Source organism: Streptomyces sp. NPDC007205 (assembly GCF_040634095.1).
Lineage (GTDB): Bacteria > Actinomycetota > Actinomycetes > Streptomycetales > Streptomycetaceae > Streptomyces.
The window spans coordinates 167,981-191,713 of record NZ_JBEYEW010000004.1; the positions used below are offsets into that span (position 1 = coordinate 167,981).

Below are 23,733 nucleotides of genomic sequence, written 5' to 3' on the forward strand. Positions count from 1 at the left end.
TTTCACGTGAAACACACCCTCGGCGGACTCAGTGTGCGGCGCCGGCCGTAGCGTCGGGAGCGATGTGCTGCGTGCCGATTCGCTTGCGGAACACCCAGTAGGTCCAGCCCTGGTAGAGCAGGACGAGCGGTGTGGCGATGGCCGCCAGCCACGTCATGATCTTCAGGGTGTACGGGCTCGACGAGGCGTTGGTGACCGTCAGATTCCAATCCCCGTTGAGCGTCGACGGCATGACGTTCGGGAAGAGCGACAGGAAGAGCATCGCCACGGCGGCCACGATGGTGACGCCGGACAGCGTGAACGCCCATCCCTCACGGCCGAGTTGGTTGGCCACCAGTGCGGCCACCAGGGCGGCGACCGCCACAACGAGGGCCACCAGGCTCTTGCCGTCACCACTGTCGGCCTGCGTCCACAGCAGGAAGCCGAGCGCCACGACGGCCGTGACGAGGCCGACCCACAGGGCCAGCTTCCGTGCCCGCACCCGAATGTCCCCCACGGTCTTGAGCGCGGTGAAGACCGCTCCGTGGAAGGTGAACAGCGTGAGCGTCACCAGACCGCCGAGCAGGGCGTAGGGGTTGAGCAGGTCCCAGACGCTGCCGACGTACTCGAAGTGCTGGTCGATCTTCACGCCCCGCACGATGTTCCCGAAGGCCACGCCCCACAGGAACGCCGGGATCAGCGAGGTCCAGAAAATCGCTGTCTCCCAGTTGCGCTGCCAGTTCTGCTCGGGGCGCTTCGCCCGGTACTCGAAGGCGACGCCCCGGACGATCAGGCAGACCAGGATGATCAGCAGCGGCAGGTAGAAGCCGGAGAAGAGCGTGGCGTACCACTCCGGGAACGCGGCGAAGGTCGCGCCGCCGGCCGTGAGCAGCCACACCTCGTTGCCGTCCCAGACGGGTCCGATGGTGTTGATCAACACCCGCCGCTCCGGCCGGTTCCGGGCCAGTAGCTTGGTGAGGATGCCGACCCCGAAGTCGAAGCCCTCAAGGAAGAAGTAGCCGGCCCACAGGACGGCGATCAGAACGAACCAGACGTCGTGAAGTTCCATGACTGTTCCCCCGGCCTAGTACGAGAAGGCCATCGGCTTGTCGGCGTCACGGGTGTCGCCGCCGATCTTCGTGGGCGGGTTGAGGTCGGCCTCGGTCAGCTCGGGCGGGCCGGTCTTGACGTACTTCGCGAGCAGCTTGACCTCGACCACGGCGAGAATCGCGTACAGCGAAGTGAAGACGATCATCGAGGTGAGGACCTCGCCCTGGGAAACACCGGGGGAGACCGCGTGCCGGGTCTGCAGGACGCCGTAGACGACCCACGGCTGGCGGCCCATCTCGGTGAAGATCCAGCCCCACGAGTTGGCGATCAGCGGGAAGGCCAGGGTCCAGATCGCTATGCGCCAGTACCAGGTCGTCAGCTTCGGGCTGAGCGCCTTGTTCTTGAACAGCACCAGATGCGGCACCTCGTCCTCGCCGACTCGCAGATGCTCGGGCAGCATGAACTTCTTGCGGGTCAGCCACAGTCCGGCCAGGCCGATGGCGAAAGAGGCCATGCCGAAGCCGATCATCCAGCGGAAGCCCCAGAAGGCGACCGGGATGTTGGGCCGGTAGTCGCCCGGCCCGAACTTCTGCTGCTCGGCCTTGTTGACGTCATTGATGCCGGGGACGTACGAGGAGAAGTCCTCGCTGGCGAGGAAGGACAGCACACCCGGGATCTCGATCGCGACGGTGTTGTGCCCTTTCTCCACATCACCGTAGGCGAAGATCGAGAACGGCGCCTGCTTCTGCCCGTCCCACAGCGCCTCGGCGGCGGCCATCTTCATCGGCTGCTGCTTGAACATGACCTTGCCGAGGGTGTCCCCGCTGACCGCAGTGAGCAGACCGGCGATGACCACGGTGACCAGACCGAGCCGCAGCGAGGTCTTCATCTCGCGGATGTGCTTCTTGCGGGCCAGGTGGTAGGCGGCGATGCCCACCATGAAGGCCCCACCGGTCAGGAAGGCAGCGGACAAGGTGTGGAAGGCCTGGCTCAGTGCGGTGTTCTGGGTCAGCACGGCCCAGAAGTCGGTCAGCTCGGCGCGCCCCTTCGCCTTGTTGATCCTGTAGCCGACCGGGTGCTGCATCCATGAGTTGGCGGCGAGGATGAAGTACGCCGACAGGATCGTGCCGATCGAGACCATCCATATGCAGGCCAGGTGGATCTTCTTGGGGAGCTTGTCCCAGCCGAAGATCCACAGGCCGATGAAGGTCGACTCGAAGAAGAAAGCGATCAGGGCCTCGAAGGCGAGCGGTGCGCCGAAGATGTCGCCGACGAAGCGCGAGTAGTCGGACCAGTTCATGCCGAACTGGAACTCCTGCACGATGCCGGTGACCACTCCCATGGCGATGTTGATCAGGAAGAGCTTGCCCCAGAACTTCGTCGCCCTGAGGTACTTCTCCTTCTCCGTGCGCACCCAGGCCGTCTGCAGCCCGGCCGTGAGGGCGGCCAGGGAGATGGTCAGCGGGACGAACAGGAAGTGGTAGACGGTGGTGATGCCGAACTGCCAGCGCGCCAGTGTCTCCGGCGCCAGAGCCAGGTCCACGTCGTCACTCTCCTTACTACGCCGTGATACAGCGGCGGTTTGCCCTGCTTACCGCGCACATACAGGACAATCGGGACGCGCTTGTGAACGCGTTCACATTCACAAGCCATTATGACGCACTGATTTTCGGCAACGAACAGGGGGTCCCCCCTTCGCCTTCACGTCAGGGCCTTGGCAGCGACTTCAACATCTTGTTGAATTGCGCGCCATGCAGATACGTATCTCCTGGCCCGCGGGAAACATCACCGCGACCCTCGACACCGATACACCGACCGCGCAGGCCCTCGCCAAGGCACTGCCGCTCATCTCCAGCGCCTGTACATGGGGCGAGGAGGTCTATTTCGACACAGGAGTCTCTGTTTCACGTGAAACGGACGCCCGGCAGGTCGTGGAGCCGGGCACGGTGGCCTTCTGGACGGACGGCGATGCGCTCGCCCTGCCCTACGGCCCCACACCGATCTCGCGAGGCGACGAGTGCCGCCTCGCGAGCCCGTGCAATGTCCTCGGAAGCCTGGACGGGGACGCCCGCGCTCTGGCGACCGTACGAGACGGCGACCCCATCCGAGTGGAACTGATCGACGAGTAGAGCCCCTGTCGGGCTACAGCTCCTTGCGGAACGCCTCCGCCGCCTTCAGGAAAATGTCGTTCGCCTCGGTCTCTCCGACCGTCACCCGCACACCCTCGCCCGGGAACGGCCGGATGACCACACCATGCTGCTCACAGGCCTGCGCGAATGCGACCGTGCGCTCCCCCAGCCGCAGCCAGACGAAGTTCGCCTGCGTCTCCGGCACCGTCCAGCCCTGGGCGCGCAGCGCGTCGACCACGCGCTTGCGCTCGCACACCAGAGAGCCGACCCGGCCGAGCAACTCGTCCTCGGCCCGCAGCGAGGCGATCGCCGCTTCCTGCGCGAGCTGGCTGACGCCGAAGGGCACCGCCGTCTTACGCAGCGCCGCCGCGACCGGCTCATGGGCGATCGCGAAACCGACGCGCAGCCCGGCGAGCCCATAGGCCTTGGAGAAGGTACGCAGAACGCAGACGTTGGGCCGGTTCCGGTACAGCTCGACACCGTCGGGCACCTCCGGGTCGCGGATGAACTCGCGGTAGGCCTCGTCCAGCACCACCAGGACATCGCCGGGCACCCGGTCGAGGAACCGCTCCAGCTCGGCCCGCCGCACCACCGTGCCGGTCGGGTTGTTGGGATTGCAGACGAAGATCAGGCGCGTCCGGTCGGTGATCGCGTCCGCCATCGCGTCCAGGTCGTGCACCTCGCCGGACGTGAGCGGCACCTGCACCGACCGGGCGCCACTGACCTGAGTGATGATCGGGTACGCCTCGAAGGACCGCCAGGCGTAGATCACCTCGTCGCCGGGACCGCTGGTGGCCTGGATGAGCTGCTGGGCGACGCCCACCGAGCCGGTGCCGGTGGCCAGATGGGAGAGCGGGACGCCGAACCGTTCGGACAGCTCCTCCATCAGCCCCGTGCACGCCATGTCCGGGTAGCGGTTGAAGTTGCAGGCGGCCGCCGTGACGCTCTCCATCACGCCGGGCAGCGGCGGGTACGGGTTCTCATTGGAGGACAGCTTGTAGGCGACCGGCCCGCCGGCTGCGGCGGGCTTGCCCGGCTTGTAAGTGGGGATACCCTCCAGCTCGGCGCGCAGCTTGGGGCTCGTCTCGCTCACCGCAGTCCTCCTCGCGATCACCGGCGGACCGTCGACGCCGCCGGCTTCCAATACTCCTCACCTTATGAGGATTCGGCCCCGGTGCGTACAGATGCGGGCCGGTAATACGCAAACCGCATCCGCCCTCCCGCCATCACGGGCATCCCCGTACGAAGGCGTACTTTCAGGGGGCGCACCGTACATATATCTATGCGCCGGTGGCTTGCGCCGTGGCGCGCATCCCCCGTGCAGGTGAGTTGAGACCTCTTCGAGACATCGGACCCTCGGCAGGCCCATGCGCGTTGACAAGTAAAGTCCTACCGCCGGATCGTTTAACTACCTTAGTTTCCAAGGCAGTTGTGCCGTAGCAACCATGCAGAAACGTGCCTGTCAACGCGTGCATATGCGTCCGCACTACCCCACCGTATGAGCCCTACTATCGGCTCGCCATGACAGCAGCAGGGAAGCACCAGGTGAGCCGCGCGGAAACCTCACGTCGAGGCAGTCGGCCGGGCCGGGCGGGCATCAGAGACGTGGCCGCCGCCGCCGGGGTCTCCATCACGACCGTCTCCGACGCTCTCAACGGCAAGGGCAGGCTCCCGGATGCCACCCGCCGCCATGTCCGCGAGGTCGCCGACCGACTGGGGTACCGCCCCTCAGCCGCCGCCCGCACGCTCCGTACCGGGAAGTCGGGTCTGATCGGCCTGACCGTGACGACATACGGGGATGAACCTTTCACCTTCACCGAGTTCGCGTACTTCGCCGAGATGGCCCGGGCCGCCACCTCGGCCGCGCTCGCCCGCGGCTACGCCCTCGTCATCCTGCCCGCGACCTCCCGCCACGACGTGTGGTCCAACGTCGCCCTGGACGGCACGGTCGTCATCGACCCGTCCGACCAGGACCCGGTGGTCAGCGAGCTGGTCCGGCAGGGGCTGCCGGTCGTCTCCGACGGCCGCCCGGCCGGCTCGCTGCCGGTCACCGCCTGGGTCGACAACGACCACGAGGCCGCCGTACTCGGCATCCTCGACCACCTCGCCGCCGCCGGTGCCCGCCGTATCGGCCTGCTCACCGGCACGACGACGGACACGTACACCCATCTGTCGACCACCGCCTACCTGCGCTGGTGCGAACGCGTCGGCCAGGACCCGGTCTACGAGGCCTATCCGGCGCACGACCCGTGCGCGGGCGCCGTCGCCGCCGACCGGCTGCTCGCCCGCCCCGACCGGCCCGACGCCGTCTACGGACTGTTCGACCCCAACGGCACGGATCTGCTGGCCGCCGCCCGCCGCTACGGGCTCCGCGTCCCCGAGGACCTGCTCCTCGTGTGCTGCAGCGAGTCCATGGTCTACGCCAGCACTGAGCCGCCCATCACCACGCTCTCCCTCAAACCCCGTCGCATCGGCACCGCGGTGGTCCAGCTCCTCATCGACGCCATCGAGGGCATGGAGTCGAACCAGCCGGTCGAGCAGGTGATACCGACCGAGCTGATCGTGCGCACCTCCTCCCAGCGGCGCCCGCCGCGCACGACGGTCAGCCCGCCGCGGTCACCGGACGGGAAATAGCGCCGGAAAGCGGGGCGCTCACCCCGTACAGCCCTCAGCCGGTGGCAGGGGCAGGGCGGGCCGGCGACCGGCGAGCCGGGGGTTCGGTCGGCGCATAGCCGGCCGAACACCTGCCCAAACGGGGCGAAAGCCGCGGTGAACTGGAGTCTTGTTCCGATTCACCACCCCTGGGTCATCACACGGCGCGACGCGCATTCCTATGATGGGCCCACGACACCGCGGACCGCTGCGACCAGGCAGTCCGAAGCGGTGCAGATGCGGCGCGATGGTGGAGGGGTCTGATGACTCAGGGGGCCGGTCAGGGACCCGAAGTGGAGCGGACGGCGACGCTGCGCGACTTCCGGGTACCGGCGTACGTCCACGAGACCGGTCCGTACGTCCGCACCGCCCCCCCGGGCGACACCGTGCCGCCCGTCGACGAGGCGTACCCCGACGGCTACACGCCCACCCAGCGCGACCTCCCCGTCATCAACCGGCCGGAGAGGCTCCAGGTCCCCGTCGAACCGGCACCCGCGGCCCCTGCCCCGCAGCCCGCGACCGGGCCAGGACCGCTGTTCGTCGTCGGAGACGTGCACGGATACCTCGACGAACTGATGACCGCCCTGCGGGAACAGGGGCTGATCGACACCTCGGGCCAGTGGTGCGCCGGCACTGCCCGGCTGTGGTTCCTCGGCGACTTCACTGACCGCGGGCCCGACGGCATCGGCGTCATCGACCTCGTGATGCGGCTGTCCGCCGAGGCCGCGGCGGCCGGCGGCTACTGCAAGGCCCTCATGGGCAACCACGAACTACTGCTGCTCGGCGCCAAGCGGTTCGGCGACACCCCCGTCAACTCCGGCGCCGGCACCGCCACCTTCCAGGCGGCCTGGCTGCTCAACGGCGGCCAGAAGACCGACATGGACCGCCTCCAGGACCACCACCTGCAGTGGATGGCCCGTCTCGACGCCGTCGAGGAGGTCGACGGCTATCTGCTCGTGCACTCGGACACCACCGCCTACCTCGACTACGGAGACTCCATCGAGGCGGTCAACGACACCGTCCGCGAGACCCTCACCCGTAATGACGCGGACGAGTGCTGGGATCTGTTCCGCAAGTTCACCAAGCGCTTCTCCTTCCGCGACGAGGGCGGCGCCGACGCCGTACGCTCCCTCCTCGATACGTACGGCGGCACTCGCATCGTTCACGGCCACAGCCCGATCCCCTACCTCCTCGGCGAGGTCGGCTCCGAGGACGGCGAGGAGGGCACCGGCCCGGCCGTGGAGGACCCGCACGTCTACGCCGACGGGCTCGCCATCGCGATGGACGGCGGGGTGACCATGGCCGGAAAGCTACTGGTCCGGCAACTGCCCCTGACTACCTGACCGTCCCGCGGGCAGGCGTCCCCCGGCGGAGTACACGCACGCGGGGGGCAATTTCCGGCAACCCCCTGTCACCGTGTGCCGTCACGGCTCTACCATCGGCTTATCCGTAGCAGGCTCCCCTCCGTTTCTGCCCGACGGCTCGCCGGCGTGCGAGCCCCAAGCCCTACGGAGCATCGGGGGATGCACATGAACAGCGTTCCGCAGCACCTGCAGAGCGAGGACCGCCAGGAATTCGAGCGGCTCCTCAGCGAGGCGCTGCGCTCCGCACCGCACCGGCCGGAACTGGCCGCTGTCGGACAGCGGCTCAATCCGGAACAACTGCGCACCATGGCACTCGACGCCAGCGCCCTGATCACGGCCGCCGCAGCGGCCGAATACCAGCACTATGTGAAGGTCCGCCAGGAACTGCGCCACCCGGCCATGGCCCCGTCGGCCGCCGGCGACTCCGCCACCGCGGAGCCGGGTTCGGCCACGACCGGGCTCGTCACCACCCTCGGCGAGGATGCCGAGAGCACCGGTGCGGGCGCCATCGCGGTCATCGCCGTCCTGGCTCCCGTCCTGTCCGGAACGGCCGCGGCGATCTTCCTCCTCGTCGGCTACATCCTGAAGACACTCAGCCCCGGACAGGCCTTCGCGCAGACCATGCTCACCGCCGGCTGGGTGTTCGGCGCGGTGACCGCGGCCGCGATCCTCGTCGCCGCCGTCGGCCTGCTCCTCACCGCGCTGCGCAACAGCAGCTCGCCCCAGGCCCAGGCACTGGACGCGGCGCACCGGGAGCTGGACAGGGCCAGAGAGGCCTGGCGGGACGCCCTGCTGGAGCGAGGCATCCTGCCGTTCCTGCGCGAGGCGCTCGCCGAGCCCGGACCAGCCGCCCTGCACCACACGACGCCACCCGCCCCGAGCGGCCGCATGCCCCGCCTCGGGTACGACCGCCCCGGCTTCAGCAGCCCCGACGACGGCTCCGGCTCCGGTCGCCCGAGCTTCACCAGCCCGGACTACACAAGCCCGGACTTCGGCGGCCCGGAGCACCAGCCCGACTGACCCGCACCAGCACCCGAACAACCCGGCTCGCGCTCCGTACCGCGGGGTCCCGACCGGGGGGGACCGAGCGGCCAACCGGCGTGGTATCACCACCCGGTCAGCCGCCGTGTTCGCGGCGGATGTCCCGCGAGAAGGCGTCCACGGCCGTGAGCGCGCGGCCCGTGCTCCCAGCCGGCTTGAGCATTCGGAGCACGGACCGCCGTACGTTGAGCTCAGTCCGCGATCGGCAGGTACACCCTGTTCCCCGCCTCAGCGAACTCCTTCGACTTCTGCAGCATTCCTTCAGCGACCTCCTCGGGTGACGCCCCCTCAGCCGCCGCACCACCGAACCGCTCTGTGATGCTTTGGCTGATCTTCATGCTGCAGAACTTCGGCCCGCACATGGAGCAGAAGTGGGCCGTCTTGGCGGGCTCGGCGGGCAGGGTCTCGTCGTGGAACTCCCGTGCCGTGTCCGGGTCCAGAGCGAGGTTGAACTGGTCCTCCCACCGGAACTCGAAGCGCGCGTCGGACAGCGCGTCGTCCCACTCCTGGGCTCCCGGGTGCCCCTTGGCGAGATCGGCCGCGTGCGCAGCGATCTTGTAGGTGATGACGCCGGTCTTGACGTCGTCCCGGTTGGGCAGGCCGAGGTGCTCCTTGGGCGTGACGTAGCAGAGCATCGCCGTGCCCCACCAGGCGATCATCGCAGCGCCGATGCCGGAGGTGATGTGGTCGTACGCCGGCGCGATGTCCGTGGTCAGCGGGCCGAGCGTATAGAACGGAGCTTCATCGCAGATCTCCTGCTGAAGGTCGATGTTCTCCTTGATCTTGTGCATCGGGACATGTCCCGGACCCTCGATCATCGTCTGTACGTTGAAACGCCTGGCGATCCGGTTGAGTTCCCCGAGGGTTCGCAATTCCGCGAACTGCGCCTCGTCGTTGGCGTCCGCGATCGAGCCCGGCCTGAGACCGTCGCCCAGCGAGTACGTGACGTCGTAGGCGGCGAGGATCTCGCACAGCTCCTCGAAGTTCTCGTACAGGAACGACTCCTTGTGGTGCGCCAGGCACCACGCGGCCATGATCGAGCCGCCGCGCGAGACGATGCCGGTCTTGCGGTTGGCGGTGAGCGGGACGTACGGCAGCCGCACGCCGGCGTGGACCGTCATGTAGTCCACGCCCTGCTCGGCCTGCTCGATGACGGTGTCCTTGTAGATCTCCCAGGTCAGTTCCTCGGCCCTGCCGTCGACCTTCTCCAGTGCCTGGTAGAGCGGCACCGTGCCGATGGGAACGGGGGAGTTGCGCAGCACCCACTCACGCGTCGTGTGGATGTTGCGGCCGGTGGAGAGGTCCATGACCGTGTCGGCGCCCCAGCGGGTCGCCCAGGTCATCTTCTCCACCTCTTCCTCGATGGAGGAGGTCACCGCGGAATTGCCGATGTTGGCGTTGACCTTCACCAGGAACCGCTTGCCGATGATCATCGGCTCGATCTCCGGGTGGTTGACGTTGGCCGGCAGCACCGCCCGGCCCGCCGCGATCTCCTCGCGGACCACCTCGGGAGAAACGTTCTCCCGGATGGCCACGTACTCCATCTCGGGGGTGATCTCTCCCCGGCGCGCATACGTGAGCTGCGTCACCGTCTGGCCGCTGCGACCCCGGCGCGGCTGGCGCGGGCGTCCGGGGAAGACCGCGTCCAGGTTGCGCAGCCCGCCACGCGGCGAGGTGTGCTTGATCCCGTCGTCCTCGGGACGGACGGGACGGCCCGCGTACTCCTCGGTGTCGCCGCGGGCGATGATCCAGTTATCCCGCAACGGCGGCAGGCCCCTGCGGACATCGGTATCAACGAGTGGGTCGGTGTACGGGCCCGACGTGTCGTACAGCGTGACCGACTGCCCGTTGGTGAGGTGCACCTGGCGGACCGGCACGCGCAGGTCGGGGCGCGAACCCTCGACGTACGCCTTGTGCCAGCCGATGGACTTCCCGGCCTCCTGGGACTTCTCGTCCTGGACGGAGGCAGGCGTGCGTGCGTCCTTGTTGGTCATGTGACCTACTCCCTACGCCGGCATTACCCGGTAACAGGTTCGGCGGTCGACGCAGCGGTTTCCGTCTGCCGGTGTTTCCTGAGGAACATGGCATGTTCCACGTGAAACATCGCGTGTACGGAGGTCAGCGCCCTCTCAGCCCGGTGCTCCGAGCTCCCGCGTGTGCAAAGGTGCCTCCACGCTAGCGCCATATGTGGCGCGGTGAACAGTGGGCCCCCGCCGTTCTTGCAATGATCGGGCGGTGACCAGGATGGATCAGTACCCATATCAGCCGCCCGAGCCACGCCATCACGAGGGCTCAGAGCAGGGCACCGGCTTCGGCGGGGGCGACGGCCAGGGTCCCGGGCGGGGATCTGGTGGGGACGACGGCCGCGGTCACGGCCGAGGCCACGGTCACGCGCACGGCCACAGCCACAGCCACAGCCACAGCCACGGTCCCGCTGCCCCGGTCTCCCAGCACCTGCGCAAGGTCATCGCCGCGATCCTGGTCCCGTTCACCGCGGCGGTCGTCGTCGGGCTGCTGGTTCTCTGGCCCGGGGGAGCTCCGTCCCACAAACGCACCGGCGTCGGCTTCGACCGGGAGACCCAGCAGGCCACGGTCACCAGGGTCGTCGAGGTGAGCTGCCGGTCGGTGAACGCATCCGGCGACACCCCGACCGGCAACACCTCCACCGCCGAGGGCACCTCGGCGCAACAGGAGGCGAAGGGAACCTGCAAGAAGGCGACCGTCCGTGTCGACACCGGCAAGGACAAGGGGCGTACGTTCACCGAGATCGTGCAGCCGGACCAGACCCGGCAGCTGCACCAGGGCGAGAAGGTGGTGGCCGCCTACGAGCCCTCGGCACCGAAGGACCTGCAGTACTCGGTGGCCGACGTGAACCGGAAGTTCCCCATGACGCTGCTCGCGGGGATCTTCGCGCTCGCCGTGGTGGTGGTCGGACGGCTGCGCGGGCTCATGGCGCTCATCGCACTGGCGGTGAGTTTCCTGGTGCTGACCCTGTTCATCCTGCCCGCGATCCTCCAGGGTTCGAACCCGCTGCTCGTGGCAGTGGTGGGAGCGAGCGCCATCATGCTGATCGCCCTGTACATGTGCCACGGTCTGTCGGCGCGGACGTCGGTGGCGGTGCTGGGCACGCTGATCTCCCTGTCGCTGATCGGTGTACTCGGCTCCCTCTTCATCAGCTGGGCCGCCCTGACCGGCAACACGGACGACAACACCGGTCTGATCCATGGCCTGTACCCGTCGATCGACATGAGCGGCCTGCTGCTGGCCGGCGTCATCATCGGCTCGCTCGGTGTCCTGGACGATGTGACCGTGACGCAGACGTCAGCCGTCTGGGAGCTGCACGAGGCCAATCCGTCGATGGGCTGGCGCGGGCTGTACCGGGCCGGCATCCGTATCGGCCGCGACCACATCGCCTCCGTGGTCAACACCCTTGTCCTCGCCTATGCCGGTGCCGCGCTGCCGTTGCTGCTGCTGTTCTCGATCGCGCAGAGCAGCGTCGGGACCGTGGCCGACAGCGAACTGGTGGCCGAGGAGATCGTGCGCACGCTGGTGGGCTCGATCGGTCTCGTCGCCTCAGTCCCGGTCACCACCGCGCTCGCCGCCCTGGTGGTCTCGGCCGACCGGACCGGCCCGGGCACCCCGGCTCCGGCACAGCTCGTTACGGCTCGTGGCGGCCGCGGCCGACGCCGGAAGCGGTGAGCCCGAGCTGAGCGTCCCGGACAGGGCACCAGGCAGAAGCGTTCCTGCATGCGTCCACGCGGCATGGCGCAGCGCCCGGCGGCCCGTGCCGTGACGCTTCAGCCCGCGCTCTGCTCCTCGGCCAGAATGCGGTCAAGGGCCTCGTCCAGATGGGCGTCGAAGTCGGCCAGGGCGCCCTCCTGGCCCAACGGCACGAGCTTGTCCGTACGGTCCAGGAAGGCCACGAGCGGAGGTGCGGAGGAACGGAACAGGGCCTGGTCGCAGCCGACCTGAAGCCTGATCAGCACCTCGCCCAGCACATCGGAACTGACGGGAGCGATGTGCACATCCCCTTCCCCGCACGGTCGGCCGACACCGTCGATCAGCAGTTCACGCCCGAACGCCCAAGTCACCGGAGCATCACCGGGTAGATGAAAGGTGAGCCGCACGGCATAGGGATCACTGGTCTCGTAGCGCAACTCCACCGGGATGCGGAAGGAGAGTTCCTCCGACACGAGAAAGCTCATCATGACCTCTGCCTGTACGGACTCGCGCATCGTCCATCCCGTCATATGACACCGACTGGCCGGGATTGCTCCCTGTAACCGTGGTCAAATCTTGCTGAACGTACACGTGAGATCACAAGGAGTAAGTTTTCAGATACTGATAGAGAGGGTGAGCGTCCCCAGATGCCGCCCGATCTCGGCCTGCAGCCGACGGGCCGCGGGCAGCAGCCGGTCGGCCTGGTCGGCGGGCAGCGACATGGCCATCGTGGCCACGGTCGTGCCGACCGTGATCGGCACCGCCGCGCAGACCGTCCCGAGCGCGTACTCCTGACGCTCCACCACCGGCTTCATGCGCGGCATCCGGGCCAGCCGCCGCACCAGGGCATCGTTGTCGCGCACGGTGTACGGCGTGAGCGATTGGACGGGATAGCGGGCAAGGTGGTCGCGGCGGGCGTCCTCGTCCAGCTGGGAGAGCAGACACTGCCCGATGGCGTGCGCGTGACCGGTCTCGCGGAAGTCGGCCCACTCCTCGACCGCCGGCGCCCCGGGGGAGTCGGAGACGCACATGACCTCGATCTCGCCGTCCCGGTACATCGCGTAGTACACCGGCACCCCGATGGAATCGCGCCAGTGTGCGAGCGTGTCGGCGACCGCGCTGCGACGTTTCTGCTGAGCTCCGCTGCTGCCCAGCCGCTCAGCCGCCTCGCCGAGGAAGAACAGCCCCTTCTCGCGGCGCAGATAGCCCTCGTGCACCAGGGTGCGCAGCAAGTGGTAGGTCGTCGGCAGAGCCAGGCCCGTCTCGCGGGCGAGTTGCTTGGCGGGGGCGCCGTAGCTGTGTGTGGCCACGGTCTCCAGCAGGCGCATGGCGCGCTGGACGGACCCGATGAGCGTCGCGGTGGCCGGTGGTCCGGTGGTGTCGGCGGGGTGCGGCGGTCCTGAGGCGCCGGCGCGGTGCGGCGGGCCCGAGGCGCCGCTGGGGTGCGGTTGTTCGGGGACCGCGACGGTCGGCGGACGTGGGGAGGGGGGCGCGCAGGTGCGCGGTGGGTTGGGGGGTGCGTGGGGCTCTGCCGGTGTGGTGTCAACCGTGGCCAAGGGGTTACTCCCGGAGCGCGAGGGGCAGCCCGTGCGGAGGAGGAGCACGGAGGGGATCTGCGCCGCCCGCGGGGCCGGTCCCCGCGGGAGTTCCGGACTCTAATCGTCCGTCCCCGACCGCAGACGGCCTCCCGGGGAAACTTCCCTCCCCCGAGGGAAACCGGTGATCACCTTGCCGGCAACCGGTGATCCCGTGAGCGGTCACCAGTTCCCGCGTCCGTCACCAGTCGCCGCGTGACGAGGAGCCCGCCATGAACTTGCGCACGACGTAGATGAGTCCGCCGACCAGGGCGACGAAGACCAGCGCCTTGAACAGCAGACCGATCACGAACCCGACCACGGTCGCTATCAGGCCGCCGAACACGACCAGGGCGATGATGGGCACCGCGACCCACTTCACCCACCACGGCAGTCCCGCGAAGATCTCTCGCATAGCCCTCGTCCTTTGCGTTCTCGTAAGTCTGTGTTCTCGAATACAGCGTTGGCGTTCTGCACTCGATGCTAGGGCCGGCAAGGGGCCCGGCGGGGGCCTCGCATCCCTTGTCCTCCCCTGACCCGTCCCCTAGGGAACCCCGAGGTGCGGGCTCACGCCTCGGGCGGAGAGAAGACGACGAGAACCCTCAGGTCCTCGCTGATGTGGTGGAACTTGTGGGTGACGCCGGCCGGCACGTACACCACGCTGCCGCGCGCCACCTCGGTCGTCTCCAGTCCGACCGTGATCGACGCCCGGCCGCTCACGACGAAGTACACCTCGTCCTGGTTGTGCGGCTTCTGCGGGTCGTGCTCGCCGGCGTTGAGGGCGTACAGGCCGACGGACATGTTCCGCTCGCGCAGGAACTGAAGGTAGGCCCCCTCGTTGGCGGCTCGCTCCGCCTCCAGTTCGTCCAGCCGGAATGCCTTCATCGCCGTTGTCCGCCCTTGCCGCTCTGCTCGTCGTCGGTCTGGTCTGCCACGATCAGACACATGAAGAATTTCGTAGTCAAGACGATCGCCAACGCGGGCGCCCTGGCGGTCGCCGTGTGGCTGTTGGACAAGATCACTCTTACGGGTGACAACACGGCCAGGAAGGCCGGCACGCTGGTCGTCGTCGCGTTGATCTTCGGCCTGGTGAACTGGCTGGTCAAGCCGATCGTGAAGGTGCTCACCTTCCCGTTGTTCATCCTGACCCTGGGCCTGATCACCCTGGTCGTGAACGCGCTGATGCTGCTGTTGACCTCCTGGGTGTGCGGCAGGTTCCATCTGAGCTTCCACGTGGAAGGCTTCTGGACGGCCGTGATCGGCGGCCTGATCATCTCGGTCGTCTCCTGGGCCCTGCACATGGTCCTGCCCGACGAGGACTGAGCGAGCCATGACCTACCGCGTCTGCTTCGTGTGCACCGGCAACATCTGCCGCTCCCCGATGGCCGAATCCGTCTTCCGCGCGCGTGTGGCGGAGTCCGGCCTCGAGGACCGGGTGGAGGTCGACAGCGCCGGCACCGGCGGCTGGCACGAGGGCGAATCCGCCGACCCCAGAACCGTCTCGGTCCTCGAAGAGCGCGGCTACGACAGCGACCATGTCGCCCGCCAGTTCCAGCCGTCGTGGTTCTCCCGCCTCGATCTCGTGATCGCCCTCGACATCGGCCACCTCAAGACCCTGCGCCGCCTCGCGCCCACCGAGGAGGACGCGCACAAGGTCCGCCTCCTGCGCTCGTACGACCCCGCCGCCGGCGACGCCCTCGACGTACCCGATCCGTACTACGGACAGTGGAACGGCTTCGAGGAGTGTCTTGAGATGGTGGAGACGGCGAGCCTCGGTCTGCTCGCCGCCGTACGCGAGCAACTGGAAGGACGAGCCGCATGAGCGACACCGCCAAGGACCAGGGTCGTAGCGGCGACGGCACGCGCGCGGTACGCGCCGGCCTGCCCGAGCCGGTCAAGCACGAGCCGACCCTTCCCGGACCGGTGTTCGCGGCACACTTCCACCTGCCCGGCGAGGTGACGGGCCCGTACGCGTACGGCCGTGACGACAACCCGACCTGGACGCTGCTGGAGCGGGCCATCGGTGAACTGGAGGCACCCGGGCAGGACGACGTCGAGACGCTGGTCTTCGCCTCCGGCATGGCGGCGACCTCCTCCGTGCTGTTCTCCCAGCTGCGCGCGGGAGACGCGGTCGTGCTGCCCTCCGACGGCTACCAGGTACTGCCGCTGGTCCGCGCCCAGCTGGAGGCGTACGGCATCGAGGTGCGCACCGCACCCACCGGCGGCGACGCCCAGCTGGAGGTCCTCGACGGAGCCCGGCTGCTGTGGATCGAGTCCCCGGCGAACCCGGGGCTCGACGTGTGCGACATCCGGCGGCTGGTGGAGGCGGCGCACGCACAGGGCGCCCTGGTGGCCGTCGACAACACCCTCGCCACCCCGCTCGGCCAGCGCCCGCTGGAGCTCGGCGCCGACTTCTCCGTGGCCAGCGGCACCAAGCAGCTCACCGGCCACGGCGACGTGCTGCTGGGCTACGTCACCGGCCGCGACGCCGAGGCGATGGCCGCCGTACGGCGCTGGCGCAAGATCGCCGGGGCGATCTCCGGGCCCATGGAGGCCTGGCTCGCGCACCGGTCCATCGCCACCCTCCAACTGCGCGTCGACCGGCAGAACGCCACCGCCCTTGCGGTCGCCACGGCTCTCAAGCAGCGGCCCGAGGTGTCGGACCTGCGCTATCCCGGGCTGCCCGACGATCCCTCGCACAAGATCGCCTCGGAACAGATGCACCGCTACGGCTGCGTGGTCTCCTTCACGCTGCCCACACGCGCGCGTGCCGAGCGTTTCCTCGGGGCCTTGCACCTCGTCGAGGACGCGACGAGCTTCGGGGGCGTGCGTTCCACGGCCGAGCGCCGCCGCCGCTGGGGCGGGGACGAAGTCCCGGAGGGATTCATCCGCATGTCCGTGGGCGCCGAGGACCCCGAGGACCTGATCGCCGACCTGTTGCGTGCGCTGGACGAGTCCGCCGAGTGAACGCGTCCTCTTCCGCCCACTGATGTCGCGGAACGGTCCGAGCCTCCCCCCTCGTGGCTCGGACCGTCATCGGTTCCACATGCGAAGAACCGCGCGAACTAGGCTAGTTGACCCTGTGTCAGTGTCCAATCACGTTAGCGACAGAGACCTATCGACTTATTTATAGTTGGGGCCTGCCTGGGGGCCGGAGGAGGGCAGGGATAGAGGAGGGCACGCCATGGATCTGGCCTTGCTGCGCACGTTCGTCACTGTGCACCGGGCTGGTTCCTTCACCCGCGCCGCCGCTCTGCTCGGCCTCTCCCAGCCCGCCGTCACCTCACAGATCCGCACGCTGGAACGGCAACTGGGCAGACCTCTCTTCCTTCGGCAGGCGCGCGGAGTGACCCCGACGACCATCGGTGACGAACTCGCGCACAAGGCCGCACCCCATCTCGACGCCCTGGTGGAGATAGCCGAGAGCGGCCTGGACGACGAGTCCTCGCTCAGAACCCTGCACCTCGCCGGACCGCCCGAGTTCACCGCCGAACGTGCCGTGCCCGCCCTGACAGGGCTGACCGGCGACGACGGCCAGGGCTTCGCACTCCGTGTCTCCTTCGGCACGGCGGAGGAGACGCTGGAGGGACTGGCCTCCGGACACCATGACCTGGCCATCAGCACAGCCCGGCCCCGTGGTGCTCTGCTCACCGCGACTCCTCTCTGCGACGAGGAACACGTACTGGTCGCCGCCCCTCGCTGGGTCGAGCGGATCGATACGGGGGCGCTGTGTCTGAAGGGGGCGCCCGCGCTGGAGAATCTGCCCGTCGTCGAGGTCCACGAGTCGCTGCCCTTCGTCTCCCGCTACTGGGCCTCTGTCTTCGACTCCCGCCCCGCCGCCTCGGGCACGGTCATCGTCCCTGACTTACGGGCCGTCCTCGCCTGCGCGACCTCGGGTGCCGGACTCGCGGTGCTGCCCCGCTATCTGTGCGCTGCCGCCCTCGGCGACGGCACGGTCGCAGCCCTGCACGACCCGGCGGTGCCACCGCTGCGCACATACTTCCTGGTGGCGCGGACCGGAACCCTCGCCATTCCCCCTATAGCGCGGGCTCACGAGTGGCTTCTGCGGGCGGCCACGGCCTGGTGCTGAGGGTCCTCCGGCACAGTGTCCACGTACGGCGGTCGTACGGTGACGCTTTGCGATGTTTCACGTGGAACCAGCCGGGCCACATTTCTCCCATGACCGTCCGACCCGTGGTCAAGCGCACCGCCCGTGCCGTTCTTCTGGACGGTGACGACCTGATCTTGATCAAGCGCACCAAGCCCGGTGTCGATCCCTACTGGGTCACTCCCGGTGGCGGGGTCGAGCCCGGAGATCCAACCGTCGTGGACGCCCTGCACCGGGAGGTGTCCGAGGAACTCGGCGCCAAGATCACCGATGTGGTCCCGTGCTTTGTGGACACTGTGGAGCACATCGGCGAGGACAGCGGCGCGACCGGCGTAAAGGTGCAGCACTTCTTCGTCTGCCGGCTGGAGTCCATGGACCCGGCCCTACGACACGGCCCCGAAGTGGACGAGCCGGCCGGTGAGTACGAGATCGTCCGCGTCCCCTTCACTCGGGTCGGCATCGCCTCCGTCCACCTGGTCCCGCTGTCGCTGCGCCACTATCTGGACGGCAACATCGAGGGCGTACGAGCCATGCACGCTCCCGACCTCGGTTGACGCCCTCAGCTCCCGGCCCCAGGAAGCCCGTCACCTATCGGGCAGGGCGACCAGTTCATAGGCATCCCACAGATCGCGTCCCGCGTAGGAGTGGGTCGCAAGCCCGGCCAGGTGGTTGTCCGCATTGACCGCCACCGAAACCGGTACGGCAGCAAACAGATCCTTGTCGGACATGGAGTCGCCGTACGCCACGCAGTCCGCCCGCGCGACTCCGAACTCCGCGCAGAGCCGGTCCGCGATGGTCACCTTGGCTGCGGCGCTGAGCACCCCGGACGGATCGACGGGCTCGGTGAACGGCACGGCGGGGAAGCGGGATCCATACGCCGCATGAGCACCCCAGTCGAGAAGGCGTTCCACGAAGAAGGACGGCGAGAGCGACACCACCGCGCAGTATTCACCGGCGTTTCTGATCTCCACCCAGACCTCATGGATGCGGGCCAGCCAAGGAGCCTCCTCGAATGCGGCGCTGACGTGCGCCTCGGTCAGATCGGCCCATAGGTCGTACACCTGCGCCGCGTACTCCGGCGGACCGATCCGTTCCTCCGCGATCGCCCGGTCCAGTGCCGCAGTCTCCGCTTCCAGCCCCAACTGACGGGAAATCTCCACCGGTGCGGTGCTGCCGTGCAGCAGCGTGCCGTCAAGGTCGAAGAGATGAAGTCTCGCCATGGCCTGGAGGCTAACCGGCTGCCGGTGTTTCACGTGAAACACCGGCTGCTGTTCACGGGCTGTGCATATGGCCACGGCATGACCAAAAGCACGTGTGTCTGTGTCGAAACGGGTGGACGCCGAGGGCATCGATCGGCCAGCCTGACCTGCGTGTCGACTCCCTCCCTCGCCGCTCTGCCCATCCGCCGTCTGACGCTTCGCGATCTCACCGCCTGCGCCGACTTGTCCGAAGACCGGGGGTGGCCACGCGAGGAACACAAATGGGGGTTCCTCCTCGCGGCTGGGAAGGGCTTCGGCATCGATGATCCTCAGGGTGGCCTTGTCGCCGCGTGCGTCGTCACGGAGTACGGCTCGTGGAACCGCCCGGACCTCGGCGCCATCGGCATGGTTCTGGTGGCCGAACGCCATGCCCGTCGGGGCGTCGGGCGCCGCTTGATGCGCCATGTCGTCTCAGTCATGGGGACCACCCCCCTCACCCTGCACGCCACGCCCAACGGCCGTCCTCTGTATGAGGAACTGGGGTTCAAGGTGACGGGCCAGGCGGAGATGCTGATGGGCCGCTTCACTCCCGGCGGGCCGGAAACCGGCGTGCTCACCCGAGCAGCCACCGCCGAGGACCTTCCCGCGATCCTGCGCATCGACGAGGAGGTCTTCGGCGCCGACCGCACTCCCCTGATCACCCGGCTGCCCGCCTTCGCCGACCAGTTGCGGGTAGCCGAGGAGAACGGCCGGATCGTCGGCTACACGGCCGCGTGGCCCAACATGGACACCCACGTCGTCGGTCCGCTGATCGCCCGGGACACCGAGACGGCCCAGGCGCTCCTCACCTCGGTGGCGGCCCGTACGGACCGCCCGCTGCGCACCGACATCGACGTGCGCCATAAGGAGCTGCTGGCCTGGGCGAAGGCACGGGGGCTGGCTTCCGTGGCCTTCAACGCGGTGATGACCTACGGCATCACGGACCTCCCGGGGGACTGGACCCGGCGGTTCGCGCCCCTGACCGTAGCCGCGGGCTGAGCCCTCGTACCACGAGCGCCGGCCCCTCCGCGTCGTACGGTGGGGCCGGCGCTTTTCGTCCGGAGCCGGGTGATCAGGCGAGCGCCCGCACGGCTGCGGTGGCGACGCCGTGGTCCTGCTCCGGCGCACCGCCGCCGACACCGATCGCGCCGATCAGCCGGCCGTTCCGGTGGACGGGCACACCACCCGCGATGAACAGCAGGGGCCGGTCGAGGGCCGTGGGCAGCGTGTGGAACAGGCCGCCGGGCTGGACGGCGTCGACCAGGTCGGCGGTCGGGGTGTTCAGCTGGAGGGCGGTGTAGGCCTTGCGGGTGCTGGTCTCGCCGGAGATCAGCACGGCCCGGTCGTCCCGGCGGAAGGCCAGCAGATGGCCGCCGGCGTCCAGGACGGTGACGCTGACCGTGACTCCGGCGTCCTCGGCCGCGCGGCGGGCCGTGGCGACGAGCAGTTCGGCGTCCTCGATGGACAGCGGGGCGACGGCGGTGGTGCTCATGGAGGTTCTCTCCTCGTGTGTGCGTTATGGGGCTTGCGGTATCGGGGGCGTACGCCGGCACGGGAGCTCTGTGGGTACGGATGGTGAGGCGCCCCGCGGTCCCCAGGTGCTCAGTGGTGGACCGGCGTCCGCTGCCCAGCGGGTGTACCGGAGGCGGCCACGGTGCTGTGGGCACCGTCGCGCCGCTCCAGCGCCGCCGAGAGGACGACGAGGACCAGGGCGGCCGCTGCGAGGGCGGCTCCGACCCAGTTGGGGGACGTGTAGCCGAAGCCGGCCGCGATCACGGTGCCGCCGAGCCAGGCGGACAGCGCGTTGCCCAGGTTGAAGGCGCCGATGTTCACGGCCGACGCGAGCGTCGGGGCTCCGTGCGCCTGATCGAGCACGCGCTTCTGCAGCGGCGGTACGGTCGCGAAGCCCAGCGCGCCGATCAGGGCGATCGTCACGGCCGCCGCGATCTTGTTGTGGGCGGTGAGCGTGAAGAGGGCCAGAACGACGGCCAGGGCGCCCAGGGAGACGTACAGCATCGGCATCAGGGCACGGTCGGCGAACGTGCCGCCGATGAGGTTGCCGCCGACCATGCCGAGGCCGAACAGGACCAGCAGCCAGGTGACCGAGCCGTCGGCGAAGCCGGTGACGTGGGTCATCATCGGGGCGATGTAGGTGATGGCCGCGAAGACGCCGCCGAAGCCGAGAACGGTCATCGCCATGGCCAGCAGGACCTGGGCGTTCTTGAAAGCGGCCAGTTCGTGCCGCAGACGCACACCCTCGGGCCGCGGCATCTCGGGCACCAGCCTGGCGACGCCGGCGAGACCGATGACCCCGAGAGCGGCGACGATGCCGAAGGTGACGCGCCAGCCGATGTGCTGGCCGATGAGCGTGCCCAGCGGAACACCCACGACATTGGCGACGGTCAGGCCGGTGAACATCATGGCGATGGCGCCGGCCTTCTTGTCGGGCGCGACCAGCTCGGCCGCCGCGACCGAGCCGATGCCGAAGAAGGCACCGTGCGCGAGGGAGGCGACCACGCGTCCGATCAGCATGATCGCGAAGGTGGGTGCCACGGCGGAGAGCAGGTTCCCGACGATGAAGAGGCCCATCAGCAGCATCAGCATCCGCTTGCGCGCGACCTTGGTGCCGAGCACGGTCATCAGCGGGGCGCCGATGACCACGCCGAGCGCGTAGCCCGTCACCAGCAGGCCCGCCGTGGGGATGGAGACCCCGAAGTCGCTCGCGACCTGGGGCAGCAAGCCCATGATCACGAACTCGGTGGTTCCGATTCCGAAGGCCCCGATCGCGAGGGCCAAAAGCGCGAGAGGCATGGAGGGGTACACCTTTCCCAGACGATTGCAGGAGCGCTTTGCGTGCGTTCACAATAATTGCAGACGCTGATTAATTGCAAGCGCGTACTATTGCGGACTTGCTCTACCCTTGATGCAGCCGCTCCGGGACGGAGGAAACGCCAATGACAGCGACGGACACAGCGCTCACCGCCCTCGCGCAGGGCTGGTGCGCCCTCTCTGCGCTGCACGGAAGAATCGAGGCGCACATCGAGCGCGCCCTGCAGACACAGCACGACCTGAGCGTGCGCGAGTACTCCCTGCTCGATGTGCTGAGCCGCCAGCACGACGGCGAGGGCGGCCATCTGCAGATGAAACAGGTCGCCGACGCCGTCGTTCTCAGCCAGAGCGCCACCACACGCCTGGTGACCCGGCTGGAGGACCGTGGCCTGCTGGAGCGCTACCTCTGCCCCACCGACCGGCGCGGTATCTACACCAACGTCACCGAGGCGGGCCTGCGGCTGCTGGAGGAGGCGCGGCCGACCAATGACGCCGCCCTGCGCGAGGCTCTGGACGAGGCCTCCAGGAACCCCGAACTGGCCCCGCTGGTCCGGGTCGTGGAGTCCCTGAACGTACCGTCACAGGGCGCGCGCACAGGAGATCCTTCCCGCTGATCGAATTGGGCGACCTCCCCCACCGCTCAGGGCCTAGCGGAGACCGCGCCACCCCTCCGGGTCCACTCCACCGGGGATCGGCGCCTCGGGGTCGTACGGTTGCCGCGTGAACACGAATGAGCCGAGGTCGAGGTGGCTCACGGCCCCGTCCGGACGTCGTACGGGCCGCAGCAGCTCTCCGGCGAAGTAACCCTCCAGACCCGTCCAGGTGCCGTCACCGTTCGAGCGGAAGCGAGCGCGCCGGCCGCTGCCGGTCAGCGGACCGAGTGCGAGCAGACCCTCAGCGGTCATCCGCAGGGCGAAGGCGTTGGTCCCCCAGTACCACTGCCCCGCCAGCTCCAGGACCACCGGGTCGACCTCGCGCAGCGGCCGCCAGGGCTCCGGGATCCGCGGCTCCGCCTCGGCGACGATCCGGACGAGGTCCGCAGCGACGGCTCCGAGCAGCGGCCCACTCGTGCAGTTGGCGAGCACCACTGCCGCCACATCGTCCGCCACGCTGAGGGTGAGGTTCGCCAGGAAGCCCGGCAGCGAGCCGGAGTGCCCCACCAGAAGCCGGCCGTCGCGGCGCTGGATCTGCAGACCGAGGCCGTAGGCGGCCCCGTCCAGCACGTCCGCGGCCTCGGCGGGCGCCGCAGGCGTACGCATCTCCCGCACCGACTCCGCACTCAGCACCCGGTCGTCCCCCACGGCCAGAAACGCGGCGAACCGCGCCAGATCCCCTGTGGTCGACCACAGCTGACCGGCCGGCGCCATCCTGCCCAGGTCCTCCAGCGGCTCCGGCAGCATCGCGTCCGCCCACGGATGCACGGCCCATCCGCCGGCGTGCGGGGCCTCGGGCTGCGTGCTCGTGCGGTGCAGACCGAGCGGGTCGAGGATCTCGCTGCGCAGCACCTGCTCCCAGGGAGCACCACGCACCTCCTCCACCAGCGCGCCGAGCAGCGTGTAGCCGGGATTGGAGTAGTGATGCCGTCGGCCGACGGGGTGCAGCAGCGGCTGCTCGCCGAGCACATCGGCCAGTTCCGGGCGGAGGGTGCCCGGAGTCCGCTCCCACCAGGGGGCGGGCGACTCGGCGGCCAGTCCCGCGGTGTGCGCGAGCAGATCTGCGATCGTCGCCTCGCCCGCGCCGGTACCCGGCAGATGCTTCTCCAGGAGATCACCGAGGTCGAGCAGGCCCTCGTCGCGCAGCCGCATCACCAGGACGGCCGTGAAGGTCTTGGTGATGGATCCGATCCGGTACTGCACATTCTCGTCCGGACCTTGGCCGTCCACCGAGGTTCGCGCCCCGTGCCACACGGCCCGCCCGCCCCGCACAACGGCCGCGACCAGCGACGGCGACCGTCCTTCGGCCTGTGCGACGGCGATCCGGTGCAGCAGGGCTCGCCGGGTCGTGGGCAGCAGATCTTCCTGAGCTGTCGTCATGCGCCCAGTCCACCGG

The 23,733-nt window shown here is 68.8% G+C and carries 24 protein-coding genes and 1 riboswitch; of the genes, 12 read left to right on the forward strand and 12 right to left on the reverse strand.

The window, feature by feature from the left end:
- Positions 1-28: 28 nt before the first annotated feature.
- Positions 29-1,048: a cytochrome d ubiquinol oxidase subunit II gene (gene cydB / locus ABZ624_RS09500; protein WP_360084404.1), complete on the reverse strand. Its 1,020-nt coding sequence runs from the start codon at positions 1,046-1,048 to the stop codon at positions 29-31.
- Positions 1,049-1,063: 15 nt separating this feature from the next.
- The gene (locus tag ABZ624_RS09505; protein ID WP_360084407.1) at positions 1,064-2,572 is read right to left on the reverse strand and encodes a cytochrome ubiquinol oxidase subunit I; all 1,509 of its coding nucleotides are present in this window, start codon (positions 2,570-2,572) and stop codon (positions 1,064-1,066) included.
- Between the two features lie 208 nt (positions 2,573-2,780).
- On the opposite strand from ABZ624_RS09505, the gene ABZ624_RS09510 reads away from it, so the two are divergent.
- Complete coding sequence (locus ABZ624_RS09510; RefSeq protein ID WP_360084410.1) at positions 2,781-3,158, forward strand: cyclophilin-like fold protein; 378 nt, start codon at positions 2,781-2,783, stop codon at positions 3,156-3,158.
- A gap of 13 nt (positions 3,159-3,171) precedes the next feature.
- On the opposite strand, the gene hisC is transcribed toward ABZ624_RS09510, so the two are convergent.
- Positions 3,172-4,251 (reverse strand): histidinol-phosphate transaminase, encoded by a 1,080-nt coding sequence (gene hisC, locus ABZ624_RS09515; protein ID WP_360084413.1) that lies wholly within the window; start codon positions 4,249-4,251, stop codon positions 3,172-3,174.
- 428 nt (positions 4,252-4,679) lie between these two features.
- Between hisC and ABZ624_RS09520 the strand changes: the two genes are divergently transcribed.
- From ABZ624_RS09520 to ABZ624_RS09530, 3 genes are all read left to right on the forward strand, one after another.
- Positions 4,680-5,792, forward strand: a complete 1,113-nt coding sequence (locus ABZ624_RS09520; protein ID WP_360084416.1) for a LacI family DNA-binding transcriptional regulator — start codon at positions 4,680-4,682, stop codon at positions 5,790-5,792.
- Between the two features lie 281 nt (positions 5,793-6,073).
- Positions 6,074-7,153 carry a metallophosphoesterase gene (locus ABZ624_RS09525; RefSeq protein WP_360084419.1) on the forward strand — a complete coding sequence of 360 codons (1,080 nt, stop codon included), beginning with the start codon at positions 6,074-6,076 and terminating at the stop codon, positions 7,151-7,153.
- 180 nt (positions 7,154-7,333) lie between these two features.
- Positions 7,334-8,194, forward strand: a complete 861-nt coding sequence (locus ABZ624_RS09530) for a hypothetical protein (RefSeq protein WP_360084422.1) — start codon at positions 7,334-7,336, stop codon at positions 8,192-8,194.
- A 212-nt stretch (positions 8,195-8,406) separates the two neighbouring features.
- Here the strand turns inward: ABZ624_RS09530 and thiC are convergent, their stop codons facing one another.
- Positions 8,407-10,209 carry a phosphomethylpyrimidine synthase ThiC gene (thiC, locus tag ABZ624_RS09535; RefSeq protein ID WP_360084425.1) on the reverse strand — a complete coding sequence of 601 codons (1,803 nt, stop codon included), beginning with the start codon at positions 10,207-10,209 and terminating at the stop codon, positions 8,407-8,409.
- Positions 10,202-10,379: riboswitch (TPP riboswitch) on the reverse strand. It overlaps the preceding gene by 8 nt.
- An 80-nt stretch (positions 10,380-10,459) precedes the next feature.
- Here thiC and ABZ624_RS09540 point away from each other — a divergent pair.
- Complete coding sequence (locus ABZ624_RS09540; RefSeq protein WP_360085190.1) at positions 10,460-11,914, forward strand: YibE/F family protein; 1,455 nt, start codon at positions 10,460-10,462, stop codon at positions 11,912-11,914.
- A gap of 98 nt (positions 11,915-12,012) precedes the next feature.
- Here ABZ624_RS09540 and ABZ624_RS09545 read toward each other — a convergent pair whose 3' ends face one another.
- From ABZ624_RS09545 to ABZ624_RS09560, 4 genes are all read right to left on the reverse strand, one after another.
- The gene (locus ABZ624_RS09545) at positions 12,013-12,450 is read right to left on the reverse strand and encodes an SsgA family sporulation/cell division regulator (RefSeq protein WP_360084428.1); all 438 of its coding nucleotides are present in this window, start codon (positions 12,448-12,450) and stop codon (positions 12,013-12,015) included.
- Between the two features lie 99 nt (positions 12,451-12,549).
- Positions 12,550-13,491 carry a helix-turn-helix domain-containing protein gene (locus ABZ624_RS09550; RefSeq protein WP_360084431.1) on the reverse strand — a complete coding sequence of 314 codons (942 nt, stop codon included), beginning with the start codon at positions 13,489-13,491 and terminating at the stop codon, positions 12,550-12,552.
- Positions 13,492-13,711: 220 nt separating this feature from the next.
- The gene (locus ABZ624_RS09555; protein ID WP_360084434.1) at positions 13,712-13,924 is read right to left on the reverse strand and encodes a DUF5326 family protein; all 213 of its coding nucleotides are present in this window, start codon (positions 13,922-13,924) and stop codon (positions 13,712-13,714) included.
- 152 nt (positions 13,925-14,076) lie between these two features.
- Positions 14,077-14,394, reverse strand: a complete 318-nt coding sequence (locus ABZ624_RS09560; RefSeq protein WP_360084437.1) for a cupin domain-containing protein — start codon at positions 14,392-14,394, stop codon at positions 14,077-14,079.
- 60 nt (positions 14,395-14,454) lie between these two features.
- Here ABZ624_RS09560 and ABZ624_RS09565 point away from each other — a divergent pair, with 60 nt between their 5' ends.
- The 5 genes from ABZ624_RS09565 to ABZ624_RS09585 all read left to right on the forward strand — a co-directional run bounded on the left by ABZ624_RS09565 (position 14,455) and on the right by ABZ624_RS09585 (position 18,171).
- Positions 14,455-14,832 (forward strand): phage holin family protein, encoded by a 378-nt coding sequence (locus ABZ624_RS09565; RefSeq protein ID WP_360084440.1) that lies wholly within the window; start codon positions 14,455-14,457, stop codon positions 14,830-14,832.
- A 7-nt stretch (positions 14,833-14,839) separates the two neighbouring features.
- Complete coding sequence (locus tag ABZ624_RS09570; protein WP_360084443.1) at positions 14,840-15,331, forward strand: low molecular weight protein-tyrosine-phosphatase; 492 nt, start codon at positions 14,840-14,842, stop codon at positions 15,329-15,331.
- A complete protein-coding gene (locus tag ABZ624_RS09575) occupies positions 15,328-16,476 on the forward strand; it encodes a cystathionine gamma-lyase (RefSeq protein ID WP_360084446.1) in 1,149 nt (382 codons plus the stop codon). The genes ABZ624_RS09570 and ABZ624_RS09575 overlap by 4 nt, the downstream gene beginning before the upstream one ends.
- Before the next feature lie 217 nt (positions 16,477-16,693).
- Positions 16,694-17,599 (forward strand): LysR family transcriptional regulator, encoded by a 906-nt coding sequence (locus tag ABZ624_RS09580; protein ID WP_360084449.1) that lies wholly within the window; start codon positions 16,694-16,696, stop codon positions 17,597-17,599.
- Between the two features lie 89 nt (positions 17,600-17,688).
- Positions 17,689-18,171, forward strand: coding sequence for an NUDIX hydrolase (locus ABZ624_RS09585; protein ID WP_360084452.1), 483 nt, complete (start codon positions 17,689-17,691; stop codon positions 18,169-18,171).
- Positions 18,172-18,201: 30 nt separating this feature from the next.
- On the opposite strand, the gene ABZ624_RS09590 is transcribed toward ABZ624_RS09585, so the two are convergent.
- The gene (locus ABZ624_RS09590) at positions 18,202-18,837 is read right to left on the reverse strand and encodes a haloacid dehalogenase-like hydrolase (RefSeq protein ID WP_360085193.1); all 636 of its coding nucleotides are present in this window, start codon (positions 18,835-18,837) and stop codon (positions 18,202-18,204) included.
- A gap of 150 nt (positions 18,838-18,987) precedes the next feature.
- Between ABZ624_RS09590 and ABZ624_RS09595 the strand changes: the two genes are divergently transcribed.
- On the forward strand, positions 18,988-19,854 hold the full coding sequence (locus ABZ624_RS09595; protein ID WP_360084455.1) for a GNAT family N-acetyltransferase: 867 nt from the start codon (positions 18,988-18,990) through the stop codon (positions 19,852-19,854).
- A 73-nt stretch (positions 19,855-19,927) separates the two neighbouring features.
- Here the strand turns inward: ABZ624_RS09595 and ABZ624_RS09600 are convergent, their stop codons facing one another.
- Together ABZ624_RS09600 and ABZ624_RS09605 are read right to left on the reverse strand one after the other, a co-directional pair.
- On the reverse strand, positions 19,928-20,347 hold the full coding sequence (locus tag ABZ624_RS09600; RefSeq protein WP_360084458.1) for a heme-binding protein: 420 nt from the start codon (positions 20,345-20,347) through the stop codon (positions 19,928-19,930).
- Between the two features lie 110 nt (positions 20,348-20,457).
- Entirely contained in the window at positions 20,458-21,666 is a 1,209-nt protein-coding gene (locus ABZ624_RS09605; protein ID WP_360084461.1) for an MFS transporter, read from the reverse strand.
- A gap of 143 nt (positions 21,667-21,809) precedes the next feature.
- On the opposite strand from ABZ624_RS09605, the gene ABZ624_RS09610 reads away from it, so the two are divergent.
- Positions 21,810-22,298, forward strand: a complete 489-nt coding sequence (locus ABZ624_RS09610; RefSeq protein WP_360084464.1) for a MarR family transcriptional regulator — start codon at positions 21,810-21,812, stop codon at positions 22,296-22,298.
- A gap of 33 nt (positions 22,299-22,331) precedes the next feature.
- Here the strand turns inward: ABZ624_RS09610 and ABZ624_RS09615 are convergent, their stop codons facing one another.
- On the reverse strand, positions 22,332-23,717 hold the full coding sequence (locus ABZ624_RS09615) for a serine hydrolase domain-containing protein (protein WP_360084467.1): 1,386 nt from the start codon (positions 23,715-23,717) through the stop codon (positions 22,332-22,334).
- Between the last annotated feature and the right edge of the window lie 16 nt (positions 23,718-23,733).